General features: G+C 68.9%; 17 protein-coding genes. 8 read left to right on the forward strand and 9 right to left on the reverse strand.

Annotated elements, in window-relative coordinates; genetic code table 11:
• Positions 1 to 85 precede the first annotated feature (85 nt).
• Entirely contained in the window at positions 86 to 709 is a 624-nt protein-coding gene (locus C470_RS01690) for an NYN domain-containing protein (RefSeq protein ID WP_008364796.1), read from the reverse strand.
• A gap of 196 nt (positions 710 to 905) precedes the next feature.
• On the opposite strand from C470_RS01690, the gene C470_RS01695 reads away from it, so the two are divergent.
• On the forward strand, positions 906 to 1160 hold the full coding sequence (locus C470_RS01695; protein WP_007343981.1) for a hypothetical protein: 255 nt from the start codon (positions 906 to 908) through the stop codon (positions 1158 to 1160).
• 370 nt (positions 1161 to 1530) lie between these two features.
• Here the strand turns inward: C470_RS01695 and ilvD are convergent, their stop codons facing one another.
• The 4 genes from ilvD to C470_RS01715 all read right to left on the reverse strand — a co-directional run bounded on the left by ilvD (position 1531) and on the right by C470_RS01715 (position 5273).
• Positions 1531 to 3321, reverse strand: coding sequence for a dihydroxy-acid dehydratase (gene ilvD / locus C470_RS01700; protein WP_008364798.1), 1791 nt, complete (start codon positions 3319 to 3321; stop codon positions 1531 to 1533).
• Positions 3322 to 3403: 82 nt separating this feature from the next.
• Positions 3404 to 4486 (reverse strand): type I restriction enzyme HsdR N-terminal domain-containing protein, encoded by a 1083-nt coding sequence (locus C470_RS01705; protein ID WP_007993278.1) that lies wholly within the window; start codon positions 4484 to 4486, stop codon positions 3404 to 3406.
• A gap of 77 nt (positions 4487 to 4563) precedes the next feature.
• On the reverse strand, positions 4564 to 4872 hold the full coding sequence (locus C470_RS01710) for a hypothetical protein (protein WP_008364801.1): 309 nt from the start codon (positions 4870 to 4872) through the stop codon (positions 4564 to 4566).
• Between the two features lie 8 nt (positions 4873 to 4880).
• The gene (locus C470_RS01715; protein ID WP_008364802.1) at positions 4881 to 5273 is read right to left on the reverse strand and encodes a VOC family protein; all 393 of its coding nucleotides are present in this window, start codon (positions 5271 to 5273) and stop codon (positions 4881 to 4883) included.
• 166 nt (positions 5274 to 5439) lie between these two features.
• On the opposite strand from C470_RS01715, the gene C470_RS01720 reads away from it, so the two are divergent.
• Complete coding sequence (locus C470_RS01720) at positions 5440 to 5802, forward strand: hypothetical protein (protein WP_008364805.1); 363 nt, start codon at positions 5440 to 5442, stop codon at positions 5800 to 5802.
• A gap of 33 nt (positions 5803 to 5835) precedes the next feature.
• On the opposite strand, the gene purQ is transcribed toward C470_RS01720, so the two are convergent.
• Together purQ and purS are read right to left on the reverse strand one after the other, a co-directional pair.
• Entirely contained in the window at positions 5836 to 6513 is a 678-nt protein-coding gene (purQ, locus tag C470_RS01725) for a phosphoribosylformylglycinamidine synthase I (protein ID WP_008364808.1), read from the reverse strand.
• Between the two features lie 46 nt (positions 6514 to 6559).
• The gene (gene purS / locus C470_RS01730; protein WP_004595793.1) at positions 6560 to 6811 is read right to left on the reverse strand and encodes a phosphoribosylformylglycinamidine synthase subunit PurS; all 252 of its coding nucleotides are present in this window, start codon (positions 6809 to 6811) and stop codon (positions 6560 to 6562) included.
• Positions 6812 to 6991: 180 nt separating this feature from the next.
• On the opposite strand from purS, the gene C470_RS01735 reads away from it, so the two are divergent.
• Both C470_RS01735 and C470_RS01740 read left to right on the forward strand, forming a co-directional pair.
• Positions 6992 to 7972: a formyltetrahydrofolate deformylase gene (locus C470_RS01735; protein ID WP_008364810.1), complete on the forward strand. Its 981-nt coding sequence runs from the start codon at positions 6992 to 6994 to the stop codon at positions 7970 to 7972.
• An 83-nt stretch (positions 7973 to 8055) separates the two neighbouring features.
• A complete protein-coding gene (locus tag C470_RS01740; protein WP_007344611.1) occupies positions 8056 to 8244 on the forward strand; it encodes a hypothetical protein in 189 nt (62 codons plus the stop codon).
• Positions 8245 to 8262: 18 nt separating this feature from the next.
• On the opposite strand, the gene C470_RS01745 is transcribed toward C470_RS01740, so the two are convergent.
• Positions 8263 to 11214, reverse strand: a complete 2952-nt coding sequence (locus tag C470_RS01745) for an ATP-dependent helicase (protein ID WP_008364812.1) — start codon at positions 11212 to 11214, stop codon at positions 8263 to 8265.
• 133 nt (positions 11215 to 11347) lie between these two features.
• On the opposite strand from C470_RS01745, the gene cmk reads away from it, so the two are divergent.
• Positions 11348 to 11962: a (d)CMP kinase gene (gene cmk / locus C470_RS01750; protein WP_004595797.1), complete on the forward strand. Its 615-nt coding sequence runs from the start codon at positions 11348 to 11350 to the stop codon at positions 11960 to 11962.
• 23 nt (positions 11963 to 11985) lie between these two features.
• On the opposite strand, the gene C470_RS01755 is transcribed toward cmk, so the two are convergent.
• Positions 11986 to 12450, reverse strand: a complete 465-nt coding sequence (locus C470_RS01755) for an MGMT family protein (RefSeq protein ID WP_008364813.1) — start codon at positions 12448 to 12450, stop codon at positions 11986 to 11988.
• Between the two features lie 131 nt (positions 12451 to 12581).
• Between C470_RS01755 and trpC the strand changes: the two genes are divergently transcribed.
• The 3 genes from trpC to trpA are packed head-to-tail and all read left to right on the forward strand — an operon-like array spanning position 12582 to position 15613.
• Complete coding sequence (gene trpC / locus C470_RS01760) at positions 12582 to 13457, forward strand: indole-3-glycerol phosphate synthase (protein WP_008364815.1); 876 nt, start codon at positions 12582 to 12584, stop codon at positions 13455 to 13457.
• The gene (gene trpB, locus C470_RS01765) at positions 13454 to 14767 is read left to right on the forward strand and encodes a tryptophan synthase subunit beta (protein WP_008364817.1); all 1314 of its coding nucleotides are present in this window, start codon (positions 13454 to 13456) and stop codon (positions 14765 to 14767) included. The genes trpC and trpB overlap by 4 nt, the downstream gene beginning before the upstream one ends.
• Positions 14768 to 15613, forward strand: a complete 846-nt coding sequence (trpA, locus tag C470_RS01770) for a tryptophan synthase subunit alpha (RefSeq protein ID WP_008364819.1) — start codon at positions 14768 to 14770, stop codon at positions 15611 to 15613. It abuts the gene before it with no gap.
• Positions 15614 to 15626: the final 13 nt, after the last annotated feature.

A 15626-nucleotide genomic window follows, 5' to 3' on the forward strand; every position in this document is an offset into this window, starting at 1 on the left:
TGATTCGGTTATAAATAAGCGGCTGGGACTTCGGAGGCGGTCGTCGTCGATCCGCGACATCTCTAATCGAGCTCGATTCTCAGTGCTACTGCGTCGAAGAGGTTTCCGCGGTCGTCTCGTCCTCGTCGCTCACGGACTCGCTCTTCGTATCGCCGTCAAGCGTAACGGAGCCGTTGGCGGCGTTCCGCAGCGCGTCGGAGCGCCCGAACTCGCCGGGCGCGATGGCGAGCGTCCGGATCCCGTAGCCGTTCGCGGTCTCGACGACCGGCTTGAAGTCCGTGTCGCGGGAGGCGATCGCGAGGGTGTCCATTCGGCCCTCGGCGGCGAACCGCGCGGCGTCGACCGCGAGCTTCACGTCCACGTCGCCGCTCGTGATGACGACCTCGAAGCCGCGGGCCTCCGCGGCCTGGATCAGCCCCGGCGTCGCGTGCTCGTCGAGGTAGAGGCGGGTGATGACGAGCGGCCCCTCCGCCTCCGCCGCCAGTCGCACGTCGTCGAGGTCGACGTCGAACTCCTCGCGCAACACGTTCGGGCCGTCGACGAACAGCGCCACGCCGCCGGCGGTCGCGTCCGTCACGCCTTCTGCGCCTGCCACGCCTTCCGCGCCCGTCTCGCCGTCAGCCGTCACGGCGTCGGTGTCCGTCACGGTATCGGGATCCGTCACACCGCCGGCGGTCGGTTCGCTCTCCGGCCCGTCGCCTCGGTCCATGGCTCGCGTTCGCCGCCGGCGGAAATAGGTATGGTGGTCCGCGGGCGGTTCGGTGTGCCCCCGCCCGCCGAACGAGGGCCTATCCATCACGATCGTTTCAGAACTTTAATCCCTTATATCGGTATTACGACTTCGAGCACGCATGTAGTGAATATACGGAGAATTAAAGTAATGTGTCCAGCAATAGCCGGATAAGATGTCACAATCGAACTCGTACACCGTCATTTCCGCACAGAACGATCACGAATGTACCACGGTACGTGCCCATCCCCGCAACGAGACGTACCACGTCGTCGAGTACGCAGACGAGGACGCCCGCGAGCGCGTCGCGGACCTACCGGTGGGTTCGGTCGTGAAGATGGAACTGTCGCGCGCCGGCCGCCGCAGCAACGTCTGGCGCGCCGAGTCGGTGAAGACCGCAAAGACCGACGGCGGAACGGGCAAGGCGTAGATCAAGTAATTCTCGATATAGAATTCGGAATCCATCGACGGTCTCCGCGATGACTGATCGCAGATCGACGGTGAATACCTCCAAAGCCCCAGTCGTGAGGACGGCGCACGCTCGCTGCGCTCCTCAGTCGCTCGTTACACTCGCTCCTTGCGGTGCTTACGTCGCCTGCGCCGTCCTCACGACTGCCCCTTTGAGTCCCGCCCCGCACCGCCCCGCACAGCAGCCTCAACCCTCCCCAGCCTCGTCAGTCGCCTCCGCTTCGCTCCGGCGACTGACTCCCTCGCGCGTGCTCCTCGCGGCCGCCACCGGCGGCCGCTCGCAGGCACGCGCCACCGCACATATAAATCCGAAAAACGGACGCCCGTCTCGTTTATAAGTCGCGCGTGAGCCGCGGGTTCGTCACCGCGCCGTCGGCGGCGGAAGCGAAGTCGCGGCCGTACTTCGCGAGGATGCCGCCCTCGTAGGGGGGTTCGGGCGCGTCCCACGACTCGCGGCGCTCGTCGAGCTCCTCGTCGGAGAGGTCGACCGTCAGGTCGCGTTCGGGGATGTCCACGGTGACGTGGTCGCCGTCCTCGATGAGCCCGATCGGCCCGCCGACGGCAGCCTCGGGCGCGACGTGGCCGATCATCGGACCGCGGGTGCCGCCCGAGAAGCGGCCGTCGGTGAGCAGCGCCACGTCGTCCTCGTGGCCCGCGCCGACGACGGCCGCGGTGACGCCGAGCATCTCGCGCATCCCGGGCCCGCCGCGGGGCCCCTCGTTCCGGATGACGATCACGTCGCCGGACTCGATACCGCCCGATTGGACGTACTCCATCGCGTCCTCCTCGTTCTCGAACACGCGGGCGGGCCCCTCGTGGTAGAACTCGTCGTCGCCGGTCACCTTCAGCACCGAGCCGTCCGGCGCGAGGTTGCCGTCGAGGATTTTGATCGCGCCCTCCTCCTCCTTCGGGTCGTCGACGGGGTAGAGGAAGTCGGCCTCGATCTCCGACTCGTCCGGGAGCTCGCCGCGCTCCTCCAACTCCGCGATCTCCTCGGCGAGCGTCCGACCTGTCACCGTCATCGCGTCGCCGTGGAGCAGGTCGGCCTCCAGCAGACGCCGGAGCACGACCGGCACGCCGCCGACCTCGTGGAGGTCGTTCATCACGCGGCTCCCGCCGGGCTGGAGGTCCGCGATCTTCGGGGTTCGGCGGGATATCTCGTCGAAGTCCTCGATCGAGAGGTCGACGTCGGCCTCGCCCGCGAGCGCGAGCAGGTGGAGCACCGCGTTCGTCGAGCCGCCCATCGCGGTCTGGGCCGCGATCGCGTTCTCGAACGACTCCCGCGAGAGGATGTCGGAGGGCCGGCGGTCGTTCTCGATACAGTCCATCGCCAACTCGCCGGCGCGCTCGGCGACCGCATAGCGCTCCTCGTCCTCGGCGGGCGGCGAGGCGGAGCCGAGCGGCGCCAGCCCGAGCGCCTCCGAGAGCGACGCCATCGTGTTCGCGGTGAACATCCCGCCACAGGAGCCCGCGCCGGGGCAGGCGTGGCGCTCCAAGTCGTCGAGCTCGTCGGCGTCCATGTCGCCCTGCGCGTACGTCCCGACGCCCTCGAACACCTGGACGATCGTCACGTCGCGCCCGTCGTGCTGGCCGGGCATGATCGAGCCGCCGTAGAGGAAGACGCTGGGGAGGTCCGTCCGGATCGCGGCCATCATCATCCCGGGGAGGTTCTTGTCGCAGCCCGCGACCGTCACGAGGGCGTCCATGCGCTCGCCGAAGGAGACGAGCTCGACGGAGTCCGCGATGACCTCCCGCGAGATGAGGCTCGCCTTCATCCCCTCGGTCCCCATCGAGATGGCGTCGGAGATGGTGATGGTCCCGAACTCGATGGGCATCCCGCCCGCGGCGTCGATGCCGTCGAGCGCGGCGTCGGCCACGTCGTCGAGGTGGACGTTACACGGGGTGATGTCGGCCGCCGGGTTCGGCACGCCGATGATGGGCGAGGAGAGGTCCTCGTCGTCGAACCCCATTGCGCGGAACATCGCGCGGTGCGGCGCCTTGTCCGGCCCCTCGGTCACCTCGCGGCTCCGCAGCTCCTCGTCTTTCCCGCCGGCGAATCGGTCCGTGTCCTCCCGGCGACGACGCCGCTCGTCGTCGTCGGATCTCGGCTGCTGTTCGCTCATACCCGACCCTGTCGCTCGGGACTCTTAAACGACCGCGTCGGGGCGAGGGTTGCTCGGCGGGGCGAACCCGTTCGGGGCGGGGTTACCACTCGCCTGTAAAGTCTATGTCGACACCGCAGGCGTCGGCGAAATTTCGGAGATGGCGTTTCTTGTCTTTCTTGTTTAATGACGTGTAGACGTAGTAATCGCCGCCGACCTGCCGGTACGTTCGCATCTCGTCGCCGTTCGGGTGATTCGGCTCGTCGTTCAGCATCGCAATCTTTTGTCCAGGAACGTACGGAAGTGGTGCGTACGCTTCGATCAGACCGTGATTTTCGACGAGGAGATCCACGGTCTCCTCCATAACGTCTGACTGGCTCTCACCGCTGACGAACGTTGACCCAGCTTCGGTGAGGAGTTCCACGACGTACGATCCAGATTCGTCCGAACGTCCGGTGGTTGTCGCGGGGTCTGACGAATGGGTATCTGTTTCATCGTCCACCCGACTGTCATTCTGATCTCGTTCCAATTCCGCGATCAGATCGTCTATGAGCGTCTTCGACAGCGACTCAGCTGGTTGGGAGACAACTTCGCCGACTCGATCAACGACCGTCTCACGGATCGAATCCGCGATGTCGTCCTTCTCTTCTGACAGCGTCGAAATCGCTTGCCGTCGACGCTCCACTCGCTGATAAATCTCCGTCGAAGCACCCGATTGAATCGACTCCTTCGAGAGCGCGGCGAGCATCCAGTCGTTCGCGGTGAGGTCGGCGAGATCAGATTCTCCGAGACGTTCAACGTCAGGGGTAGCGCCGTCTTTTTTAAGTCGAAACACGGCAAACGTCTTTCCGTTCGTGAGTAGCCCCCAATCGACCCATTCCTGTCGCATATAGCTCCGTAGTTGGTCGGCGTACGCGTCGGTGATCGTCGTGTCACAGCCTTTTGCTTCGACGAACAGAGCCGGAGATCCATCAGCGAACAGGGCGTAGTCGACCTTCTTTTTTGAAGACCCCATCTGGACAGAGTACTCCATCTCGATTTCAGTGGAGTAGAAGTCCCATCCGAGAACATCCCGTATAAATGGATCAATCAGTCGAGACCGCGTGTTCTGCTCGTCCATTTGCGGAGACGACTCGACGAGCGACAGGGAGCGTTCGACGTAGTCCGACACCGTCTCCTCGTCCATCTTTTCGGAATCTCCGGTGCGCACCCTCTTAAAAGTGGAACGTTGCTAACCGTTCAGATGACCGCGGAGGAACACTGTCACGAAATCTCTTCCATGTCTTCCGTTTGTATCTCTTCCAAGCGTTCCTCGCCGTACTGACCATCTGCGTTTTTGTGGTGTCGGTGAAGTCGGTACGCGGCTTGGAGTCGTTCTTCGTCATCGGTGATCGTCCAGTACGACGCCTTGTGACGGACGAGCTCACGATCTTTCAATCGGGAAAGGATCGCACTGACGGCGTCCGTATCCAGATCGAGTTGATCGGTGATCGTCGCCGCCTTCCACGCACATTCATCGTTTTCGTCGAGGAACAGTACGATCCGTTCGGTAGTATTCTGTACTTCGTCCATAGAGGGATTCACACCCGGGCTTTCAGTTCCACCCGATACCCGAACGGGTCCCTGACGTACACCGCGCCCGCCTCCCCGGTCGCGCCGAGCGGCGAGTCGAGGGTCTTCTCGACCTCGACGCCGGCCTCGGCCAGTTCGCGCTCTATCTCCTCGGGCGGCTCCTCGACGACGACCGCGACGTGGTCGTAGTTCGTCTTCGTCGGCCGCTCGAACTCCTCGGTCGGCCAGAGGTGGATCACCGCGGTCGCCGAGAGCCGCACGTCGAAGAAGGGCTTCTCGCCGGCCGCGTACAGCGCGTCCTCGACGCCGAAGCCGAGCCGCTCGCCGTAGAACTCGCGGGCGGCGTCGGCGCCGTCCGCGGGAATCCGGAGGTTGACGTGGTCGATGTGTCGCGCGTTCACACCGACCGATTCGGCGGCCGGGCGCAAAAGTCGTGCGGGGACGCCGCGAGCGTCGTTTCCGAACGGCGGCGAGCGAACCGACCCGTCGACTCGCGACGACTGAGCGCGGTCTCACGACCCGCGAACGGGCGTGGTGTATTTACTTGCGGAATTGTAATTACTACACATGATCGTTCTCGACGCCGTCGCGCCGCTGATGGGCGGTATGGCCGGTTCGGGGATGGCGGGCGGGATGGGCGGCTGGATGTTCGTCTTTCCCCTCGTGGCGCTGCTCACCGTCGCGGTACTGCTCACCGCGGGCCTCCTCGGGGTCAAGCTGCTCGCGAGCGAGAGCGACGACGGCACGGACGCGAGCCCCCCCGACGAGACGCCGGTCGAGCGCCTCCAGCAGTCGTATGCCGCCGGCGATCTCACGGAGGCGGAGTTCGAGCGAGCCGTGGAACGCGAACTGGAGCGCGAGGAGACGGGCGGGACAGCTACGAGGGCGACGGAGACGGAACAGACCGGAGAGGCCGCGCGAGCGCGGTAACCGAGAGCCGACTCGGGCGAACCGAGAGCCGACTCAGGCGAACGCCCGCAGGATCCCCGCGCCGTCGGTGCCGCGCCCGAGGTCCGGGAACGTGGCGCGCTCGGGGTGGGGCATCAGCACGGCGACCGTCTCGCGCTCGCCGAGGACGCCGGCGACGTTGTCGGTCGAGCCGTTGGGGTTGGCGGCGTCCGTGACGTTCCCGTCGGCGTCGCAGTAACGGAACAGGACGCGGTCGTCGGCGACGAGGTCGGCGTGGGCCGCCTCGCTTATCTCGAAGCGCCCCTCGCCGTGCGCGATGGGGACCTCGATCACGTCGCCCTCGTCGTAGGCGGCGGTCCACGGCGTGTCCGCGCGCTCGACGCGCAGGCGGACCGGCTCGCACTGGAAGCGCGCCGAGGCGTTCGTGGTGAACGCGCCGGGGGTGAGCCCGGACTCCGAACCGATCTGCGCGCCGTTACAGATGCCGATCACGGGGACGCCGTCGTCGGCCGCGTCCCGCACCTCCTCCATGATGGGCGCTCGGGCGGCCATCGCGCCGGCGCGGAGGTAGTCGCCGTAGGAGAACCCGCCCGGGAGAACGATCCCGTCGGGGTCGGCCGGGAGCCCGTCCTCGTGCCAGACGCGCTCGGCGTCGACGCCGAGGTGGTCGAGGGCGCGGACGGCGTCGCGGTCGCAGTTCGAGCCGCCGAACTGGACGACAGCGACCGTCACGCCGCCCACCTCCCGCGGGCGGCCGCAACGGCCGAATCGGCGACCGTCATCGCTCCGCGACCGCGACGTCGTAGTCGTGGATCGTGGGGTTCGCGAGCAGCCGCTCGGCCATCTCGTCGGCGCGGTCGGCCGCCTCGTCGGCGTCGGCGGCGTCGAGGTCCACCTCGAACCGGTCCGCCGAGCGGAGGTCGGACAGCTCGAACCCGAGCCGTTCGAGGGCCTGCTGGGTCGTCTCGGCCTCCGGGTCGAGGACGCCCCGCTTCAGCCGGACCGTCACCGTCGCCGTGTACGCGGTCATACCCGTTGGTGCGGAGTCGTGTGTAAAAACCGTTTTGGAACGCCGTTTATAGGCACGTTCGTGGATACAGATCGGTCGTTCATGCGGGAGGCAGGGACCGCGCGGAACGAAAGGGGCAAAGCCCTCCGCCTGTTGGGTGCGGTGTATGCAGCCGCTCGAACCCGCGGAGGTGATCGTCGCATGACCCGCGAACTGACCGAGATCACGGTCGTCGGAGGAGACAAGACCGGACTCATCGCGCGGGTCACCTCCCTGCTGTTCGAGCGGGGAATCAACATCGAGGACCTCGATCAGGCGGTCCGCGAGGGCGTCTTCCGGATGACGACCCGCGTCGACGCGTCGGAGATGGAGACCTCCCGCGGCGAGCTCCGCCGCGCGCTCGCCGAGCTCGGCCGCGAGCTCGACGTCGACATCCAGGTCCGCTTCCCGAGCGACCGCGACGCGCGCCGCGTCGCGCTGCTCGTCACGAAGGAGACGCACGCGCCCGAGGCGCTCCTGGAGGCCGAGGCCAACGGCGAGCTCGCCGACGACGACGCCGAGGCGGAGATCCCCGTCGTCATCGGCAACCGCGGCGACCTCCGGTCGCTCGCGGAGCGCTACGACAAGCCGTTCTACGACGTGGGCGACGGCAACGGCAACACCGACGAGGGACGCCTGCTCGACCTCCTGGCCGAGTACGACGTGGACCTCATCGCCTTGGCCCGCTACATGCGCATCCTCTCTCCGGAGGTCGTCTTCCGGTACGAGGGCCGGATCATCAACGTCCACCCCTCGCTGCTGCCGGCGTTCCCCGGCGCCGAGGCGTACCGGCAGGCGAAGGACGCCGGCGTCCGCATCGCGGGCGTCACCGCTCACTACGTCACGACCGACCTCGACCAGGGCCCGGTCATCGCCCAGCGCGCGTTCGACGTGCCGCCGGGCGCCGACGTCGACGAGATCAAGCGCCGCGGCCAGCCCCTCGAAGCCGAGGTGCTGCTCGACGCCGTGCGGCTTCACCTCGCGGACGCCATCGCGGTCCACCGCGGTACCGTCCACGTTCGCGAGGACGCCGAGGTCGACGTCCAGTTCGGGCTGAGCGACGCCGCCGTCGACGCGAACCCAGACGAGCCCGTCGACGGCGAGCCGCTCGGCCGGTCCCCCGTGTCGCCCTCGGACGACTGAGCGGCCGCGAGCGAGTTGGCCGAATCGACCGCTCCGCCGCCCCACCGGCTACTTTTAAGCGAACGCGGGCGCAACGGTCGACGATGCCCGAGCGTCGCCCGCGGACGGAGTTCCTCGCGGACACCGCCGCGGTCGTCCGCAGCGACGAGCGCCTGATCCTGCTTTTCCTCCTGTTGCTGTCGCTCGCGGCGCTGGTCGTCTTCCTCCACTACACGACGCTGATCTTGGACGGGCTTCCCGACCCGCTCCCGACCGAGCCGATCCGGCCGTGATCCGCCGTCTCAGTCCGATCAGCGGTCCGCGGGCGGTTCGGCATCGCGGTCACCGACGCCGCAGTCACCGGCCTCGTCGCTCCCGGCGCCCCGGGGCGCCTCGCCGATCTCCTCCATCACGCGGGCGTGGAACTCCCGGAGGACGGCCGACTCGTCGTCGGCGATGACGGTGTCGGAGTCGACGAGCGTCGCGAGTCCGAACGCGAGCGGACTCGGGGAGTCGACGACGCGGTGTTCCACCGCCAGGTCGCCCGTCGCGATCCGCCCGACCGCCTCGCGGATCCCGTCGACGTCCAGCCGGTCCTCCAGCAGCTCGCGGTACGTCTCCTCCAGCACGGCGAACTCCTCCAGATCGGCCGCGAACGACAGCAGCATCTCGGCGGACACCTGCTGCTCGGCGGCCGACTTCTCGTACCCCTTGTAGCGCTTGAGGATGAGGAGCGCGCGCCCGGCGTTGATCCGGAAGTAGCGCTGGAGGAGGTCCGTCCCCTGAACGGCCTCGCGGAGGTCCTCGCGGACGGTCTCCGGGTCGAGGCCGGCGAGGATCTGCGCCACGTCGACCTTGCGGTTCAACGGGAGCGCGAGCGAGAACCCGCGGTCCGCGACCGCGACCGCCACGTTGGCGTCGGTGCGGTTCGCGACCGCGGCCGCGACGAGCCGCGAGAGTCCGTCGTTGAACCGGCGGCCGTAGATCGAATGGACGTAGAAGCGACGCTTGTACTCGTTACGGTCGAGCTCCTCCTCGACGACGATGCGGTCGGGCGTCGAGACCGAGCCCGGGCCCGCGTACCTGACCTGCTCGTCGTACATGCGGGCGAGCGCGCGGACCGCGTTCCCGTCGAGGGGGAACTCGCGGAGCCACGCGCGGACCGCGGCGGGACCGGCGCTCGGACCGTCGCCGGTCAGCCGGTCGAGGAGTTCGGCCTGGAACGCCAACACCTCGCGGGCGAGGTCCGCGGACAGCGGGAGGCGTTCGGCGAACCACGAGGGGACCGTCGGGCGCTCGCTCGTGCGGTCGACGTACACCTTCGAGCCGCGGCGGTAGCGGAACGCGAACCGCTCGCCGCCCAGCGCGAACACGTCGCCGGACTCCAGCGTGTCGAGGTACGACTCGTCGAGGGTGCCGACCCACTCGTCGTCGCGCGTGAACACGTCGCAGGTGAACGAGTCGGGGATCGTCCCCACGTTCGTCATGTAGATGACGCGCGCGAGCCGCCCGCGCTTCCCTACGAGCCGCTCGCCGACGGGGAACTCCGGGTGATGGTGCTCGCCGTCCGGCGCGTCGTTGGCGTCGCGCCACACCTTCGGGTAGACGTTCTTCGCCTCCAGCCCGTCGTAGTCGCCGGTGAGGTACCGGAACAGCCGCTCGTAGGCCGCGTCGTCGAAGCCGCGGTACGGGTGCGCCCGACGGAGGACCTCCCGAATCTCGCGGTCGGGGCGGACCCGGTTTATGGCCATCCCGTAGACGTGCTGGGCGGCGACGTCGTAGGCGCCCTCGGGCGGGAACACGCGGTCGACGAACCCGTCCTCTGCGCGGGCGAGCAGCGTCGCGCACTCGATCAGCTCGTCGCGGTCGAGGGCGAACACCCGCCCCTCGACGGTCTCGCCGGGGCTGTGGCCGGCGCGACCGACGCGCTGGAGCAGCGCCGCGACCGACTTCGGCGAGCCGACCTGGACCACCAGGTCGAGGTGGGGCATGTCGATGCCGAGCTCCAGGCTCGTCGAGGTGGTCACCACGTCGAGATCGCCCGACTTCAGCCCCTCCTCGACGCGCGTCCGCTGGGCCTCGCCGAGGCTCCCGTGGTGACAGCCCGAGTCCGACTCGTCGTAGTCGAACCGCTGCCGGAGCTCCTGGAGCGTGCGCTCGGCGCCCGACCGGGAGTTCGTGAACACCAGCGTGTTCTCGTGGGACTCGATCAGCTCGCGGAGCGACTCGTAGAAGCGGTCGGTCACCGCCGACCGCGGCGTGTGGATGAGGTCGGCCGCGGGCGTCCGGAGTTCGAGGTCGAACTCCCGCGCGAACCGCGCGTCGACCACCTCACAGGGGCGCGTCTCGAACCCGTCGACCGCGCCGACCTCGCCGGCGACGCGCTCGCGCCCGACGAGGAACGAGGCGATCCCGTCGAGCGGTTCGACCGTGGCCGAGCAGCCGATCCGGGTGATCTCGGTCTCTGCTTCCCGCTCACCGTTCCGCGCCAGCTCGGTCAGCCGCTCCAGCGACACCGAGAGGTGGGTGCCGCGCTTGTTCGCCGCGAGCGAGTGGATCTCGTCGACGATCACGTACTCGACGGTGCGCAGTTTCTCCTTGAACTTCGGCGAGTTGAGCAGGATCGCCAGCGTCTCCGGCGTGGTGTTGAGGACGTGCGGCGTCTCCGAGAGCATCGCCTGCCGGTCCGCCTTCGAGGTGTCGCCGTGGCGGATCGCCTGCCTGACGCCGGGATCGTATGCGTCCCCGCCGTCGTCGGAGTCGTCCGTCGCGTCGGTCCCGCCGGCCGCCGCCGCGGCGACCGCCTCCCCGATCCCCTCTAAGGGGGCCTCCAAGTTGCGCTCGATGTCGTTCGCGAGGGACTTCAGCGGCGACACGTAGAGGCAGTAGACGGAGTTCTCCAGCTCGCCGGCGCGGTCGCGGGCGAAGAGGTCGTCGAGGACCGCGAGGAAGGAGGCGAGCGTCTTCCCGCTGCCCGTCGGCGCGGCGACGAGGCAGTTCTCGCCGTCGTCGACGTGGGGGATCGCCTCGCGCTGCGGCGGCGTGAAGAAGCCGCCGTTCTCGCCGACGTACCCGCCGAACCGCTCGACCCACCAGCGACGGACCGGCGGCGAGAGCCGGGCGAGGACGTCGGCGTCGGCGATCGGGACCGTCTCCGGGTCGAACTCGGGGTCCGCGATCGCGCCGCGCTCGACCGCGTCTCTGAGGAGCGCCCGCGCGGCGGCCTCGTCGCCGCGGTCCGTGGTCTCGCTCACGACGTTCACGAGGGCTCGGGAAGGGAAATCCGTTGCGTCGATCCTCGTGAGGCGTTCGCGCAACCGACCCCAGCTCCGTCGGTTCCGCGGAAATTCGCGCAACCGACCCGTTTATCCGACGGCCTTCCGTGGCGCAACACGCATGAGCGGCACCTCGCCGGAGCCCGACCGACGGATCGACCGGAACCTGTTCATCACCGTCTCCGGCCCGCCGGGCTGCGGGGCCACGACGCTCGTCGAGGGGATCGCCGAGGCGCTCGACTGCGGCTACGTCTCCGGCGGCGAGCTGTTCCGCGAGATCGCGGCCGAGCGGGACATGAGCCTCTCACAGCTGATCGCGGAGACCGGCGAATCCGAAGAGATAGACCGGGCGCTCGACCAGCGGCTCCGCCGCATCGCCGAGAAGTGGGGCGCCGTGAACAAGGCGTTCGTGCTGGAGTCGCGGCTCGCGGGCTGGATCGCCGGCAACCGCGCCGACATCCGGATCTGGCTCGACGCCCCGGACGAGGTCCGCGCCGACCGCACGGCCGAGCGCGAGGAGATGACCTCCGAGATGCAGGTGCGCGAGGTCATCGAGGAGCAGCGCTACAAGTCCTACTACGGCGTCGACCTGTCGGACCGGTCCATCTACGACCTCGTCATCAACACGGGCCGGTGGGACGCCGCGGCGACGCTCGATCTGGCGCTCACCGGGATCGAGCGCTACGACGTCGACGCCGACGAGGGCGCGTTCGACACGCCCGACTTCGATATCTGAGCGGTTAATCCGGCCAGAACGGACTACAGTCCCTCCACGCGCCGGAACTCGCCCCGGACGTCGCCCGGGGTCGCGTACGGCCCGCCGCTCACCCGGTGGTCCGGAAGCAGGACCGGGATCGGGTTGTCATTGAGCGCGCCGGTCACGGTCTCCAAGTCGTCAGGGTCGTCGGGATCAAATCCGCAGAGCCGTGCGAGCCGGCTCACTGAGACCTCCTCGCCGTACGGGACGCTCCGGAGCGCCTCCAACACCTCCCGCTGATCCGTCGGCACGGTGAGGCCGAGCGCCACCTCGGCGAACTCGTCGCGCTCGCCGCCGAGGTACGCGTCGATCCGGTCCAACAGGTCGTGGTCGCCGTCTGCGTCTCCCGGCGGTTCGGCGGGAAACGACACCGAGATGACGCGGCCCCCCGCGAAACCCACCTGGACTGTCCGGTCGATGGCGTCGAACTCGCGGGCGAAAACGCCGGACGTGCCCGATACACTCATACCCTTCATTGGTAGGGTTGCTTACTTAAAATGTCTCCCGCAGGACCGGTTCGCGCCGCCGGCCGGGAGCCGAGTGGGTCGGTCCGGTCCCCGCAAGTCTTATGAACAGATACGTACATTAGTGTATAGTAATGGACGATCCAGACGAGCTGGCGCCAGCGGTCAGATCGATCCTGTCCGCCGCACGGGACCGGGCTGACGCGGCCGCGGAGGCCGGAGAGGCCGTCTCGGTCGCGCCGCGCGACCTCGAGGCCGCGTTCGAGCGTGCCGAGGCCGACGGGCGCGTTCCGGTGATCGCCGAGGTGAAGCCGACGAGCCCGACGACCGAGGGCAGCCGCGAGGACGACCCCGTCGCGCTCGCGGAGGGGATGGTCGCCGGCGGGGCGGTCGCGCTGAGCGTGCTCACCGAGCCGGAACATTTCGGCGGGAGCGTCGACACGCTCGGACGCGTGCGCGAAGCCGTCGACGTGCCGGTCCTTCGGAAGGACTTCGTCGTCGACGAGGCGCAGCTGGACGCCGTCGAGAGCGACGTCGTCCTCCTGATCGCGCGGTTCGTCGGCGACGACCTCCCGGACCTGCTCGCCGCGGCGCGCGACCGCGGCTTTCAGGTCCTCGTGGAGGTCCACGACCACGAGGAGCTGGAGCGCGCGGTCGACGCGGGCGCGACGACGATCGGCGTGAACAACCGGGACCTCGCGGAACTCGTCGTCGACCTCGGAACCTTCGAGTCCGTGGCGCCCCACGTCCCGGACGACGCCACGCTGATCGCCGAGAGCGGCATCGGCTCGCCGGCGGACGTCCGCCGGATGCGGACGGCGGGCGCAGACGCCCTGCTCGTCGGCAGCGCGATCATGGACGGCGACGTGGAAGCGAACACGCGCGAACTGGTGCGGGCGGAGGCGGACGGTGACGGCGCCGCGGAGGGGGACGCGTACGACGCAGCCGACGACGAGGACGATGCGAGCGGCGAAAGCGGCACCCGAGACACCACGGAGACACCCACATGAGCGAGACCGACACGCGGACGACGGAGGAACCGAACGACACGGCGCCCTCGCGGCGACCGGGCCGCGAGCGCGGCCGCGACGACGGGAAGTTCGGCCGCTACGGCGGCCAGTACGTCCCCGAGGCGCTGATGCCCGCGATCGAAGAGCTGGCCGACGCGTACGAGCGCTACGTCCTGAACAACGAGGACGGCTTCATGGACGAGTTCCGCGAGCGGCTCGCCGACTTCGGCGGGCGGCCGACGCCGCTCCAGCGCGCCGACCGGCTCTCGGAGCGCTACGACACCGAGGTGTACCTCAAGCGCGAGGACCTGCTCCACGGCGGCGCCCACAAGCTGAACAACGCGCTCGGCCAGGTCCTCTTGGCGAAGTACATGGGCAAGGAGCGCATCATCGCGGAGACCGGCGCCGGCCAGCACGGCACCGCGACCGCGATGGCGGCCGCCCACCTCGACATGCCCTGTACGATCTACATGGGCGAACGCGACATCAACCGCCAACGCCCCAACGTGTTCCGGATGAAGCTCAACGGCTCCGAGGTGAAGCCGGTCACGACGGGCCGCGGGACGCTGAAAGAGGCCATCTCCGAGACGATGCGTGACTGGGCCGAGACGGTCGAGGACACCCACTACGTGATCGGGTCTATCGTCGGTCCGCACCCGTTCCCGGTGATGGTCCGCGACTTCCAAGCGGTCATCTCCGAGGAGGCCCGCGAGCAGGCGATCGAGAAGACGGGCGGGCTCCCGACCGACGTGGTCGCCTGCGCGGGCGGCGGCTCCAACACGATGGGGACGTTCGCCGAGTTCGTCGACGACGAGTCCGTCGCGCTCCACGCGGTCGAGGCCGGCGGCTCCACGCTCGAAGTCGACGAGGCGGCGGGCGTCGCGCCCAACTCCGCGTCGCTGTACGCCGGCGAGGAGGGCGTCCTCCACGGGGCGCGGACGAAGCTCCTCCAGGACTCGGACGGGCAGATCATGGAGAGCCACTCCGTCTCCTCCGGGCTCGACTACGCCGGCGTCGGGCCGGAGCTCGCGTACCTCGTCGACGAGGGGCGCGTGAGCCCGGTCGCCGTCGACGACGACGCCGCGCTGGAGGGGTTCCACCGGCTCTCGAACACCGAGGGCATCATCCCCGCGCTGGAGACGGCCCACGCGTTCGGCTTCCTCGAGGAGCACCACGAGGAGCTCGGCGAGCGCGTGGTCGTGAACGTCTCCGGCCGCGGCGACAAGGACCTCGACGCCGCCATCGAGGAGACGGACCAGCGGGACGTGCCGAACGCGCCCGACATGTCGATGTTCACGGAGGGGATGTAGATGGCCAACTCCGACGCCATCGCCGCCGCGTTCGCCGACGGCCCCGCCTACGTCCCGTACCTCGTCGTCGGCGACCCCGACTACGAGTCGTCGAAGGCGTACGTCGAGGCGCTCGACCGCGGCGGCGCCGACGTGATCGAGCTCGGCCTCCCCTTCTCCGAGCCGATCGCCGAGGGGTCGACGATCCAGGAGGCGCTCGTCCGCTCGCTCGACGCGGGGATGACGCCCACTCGCTTCTTCGAGTTCGCGGAGGAGCTCGACGTCGACGCCGCGCTGGTGTGTATGACGTACTACAATCTCATCTACCAGTACGGCGAGGGCGAGGGGCCGCGCCCCTTCGTCGAGCGCGCCGCCGCGGCCGGCATTCAGGGGCTCGTCGTCCCGGACCTGCCGGCCGAGGAGGCGGACCCGTTGCGCGAGGCGTGCGACGAGTTCGGGCTCGACCTCGTCTTCATCGTCGCGCCGACGACGCGCGGCGACCGACTGGACCGCATGATGGAGAACGTCTCCGGCTACGTGTACGTCCAGGCGCGGCTGGGAACGACCGGCGCCCGCGACGACGTCTCCGACCAGACCACGGAGAGCCTCGACCGGCTCCGCGAGTACGACGTGCCGAAGGCGGTCGGCTTCGGCATCTCGACCGGCGAGCACGCCGAGCGCATCGTCGCGGGCGGCGCCGACGGGATCATCGTCGGCTCGGCGCTCGTCGACGTGGTCGCCGAGGGCGTCGCCGAGGACCTGTCGACCGACGAGGTCGCCGACCGGCTGGAGGTGCTCTCCCGCGAGCTGAAGGAGGGCGCCAGGCGCGGCTACCGCTCGCGGACCGAGGCCGTCGAGTCCGCCTGAGCCGCTCCGGACC

Source organism: Halorubrum distributum JCM 13561 (genome assembly GCF_000337395.1).
GTDB lineage: Archaea > Halobacteriota > Halobacteria > Halobacteriales > Haloferacaceae > Halorubrum > Halorubrum distributum.

Excerpts from the sequence above, each read along its gene's own strand:
- C470_RS01755 (WP_008364813.1), bottom strand. The coding sequence starts at position 12,450 with ATGAGTGTATCGGGCACGTCCGGCGTTTTCGCCCGCGAGTTCGACGCC.
- C470_RS01690 (WP_008364796.1), bottom strand. The coding sequence starts at position 709 with ATGGACCGAGGCGACGGGCCGGAGAGCGAACCGACCGCCGGCGGTGTG.
- trpA (WP_008364819.1), top strand. The coding sequence starts at position 14,768 with ATGGCCAACTCCGACGCCATCGCCGCCGCGTTCGCCGACGGCCCCGCC.
- ilvD (WP_008364798.1), bottom strand. The coding sequence starts at position 3,321 with ATGAGCGAACAGCAGCCGAGATCCGACGACGACGAGCGGCGTCGTCGC.
- cmk (WP_004595797.1), top strand. The coding sequence starts at position 11,348 with ATGAGCGGCACCTCGCCGGAGCCCGACCGACGGATCGACCGGAACCTG.
- trpB (WP_008364817.1), top strand. The coding sequence starts at position 13,454 with ATGAGCGAGACCGACACGCGGACGACGGAGGAACCGAACGACACGGCG.
- C470_RS01735 (WP_008364810.1), top strand. The coding sequence starts at position 6,992 with ATGACCCGCGAACTGACCGAGATCACGGTCGTCGGAGGAGACAAGACC.
- C470_RS01705 (WP_007993278.1), bottom strand. The coding sequence starts at position 4,486 with ATGGACGAGGAGACGGTGTCGGACTACGTCGAACGCTCCCTGTCGCTC.
- purS (WP_004595793.1), bottom strand. The coding sequence starts at position 6,811 with ATGACCGCGTACACGGCGACGGTGACGGTCCGGCTGAAGCGGGGCGTC.
- C470_RS01740 (WP_007344611.1), top strand. The coding sequence starts at position 8,056 with ATGCCCGAGCGTCGCCCGCGGACGGAGTTCCTCGCGGACACCGCCGCG.
- C470_RS01695 (WP_007343981.1), top strand. The coding sequence starts at position 906 with ATGTCACAATCGAACTCGTACACCGTCATTTCCGCACAGAACGATCAC.
- C470_RS01720 (WP_008364805.1), top strand. The coding sequence starts at position 5,440 with ATGATCGTTCTCGACGCCGTCGCGCCGCTGATGGGCGGTATGGCCGGT.
- trpC (WP_008364815.1), top strand. The coding sequence starts at position 12,582 with ATGGACGATCCAGACGAGCTGGCGCCAGCGGTCAGATCGATCCTGTCC.
- C470_RS01710 (WP_008364801.1), bottom strand. The coding sequence starts at position 4,872 with ATGGACGAAGTACAGAATACTACCGAACGGATCGTACTGTTCCTCGAC.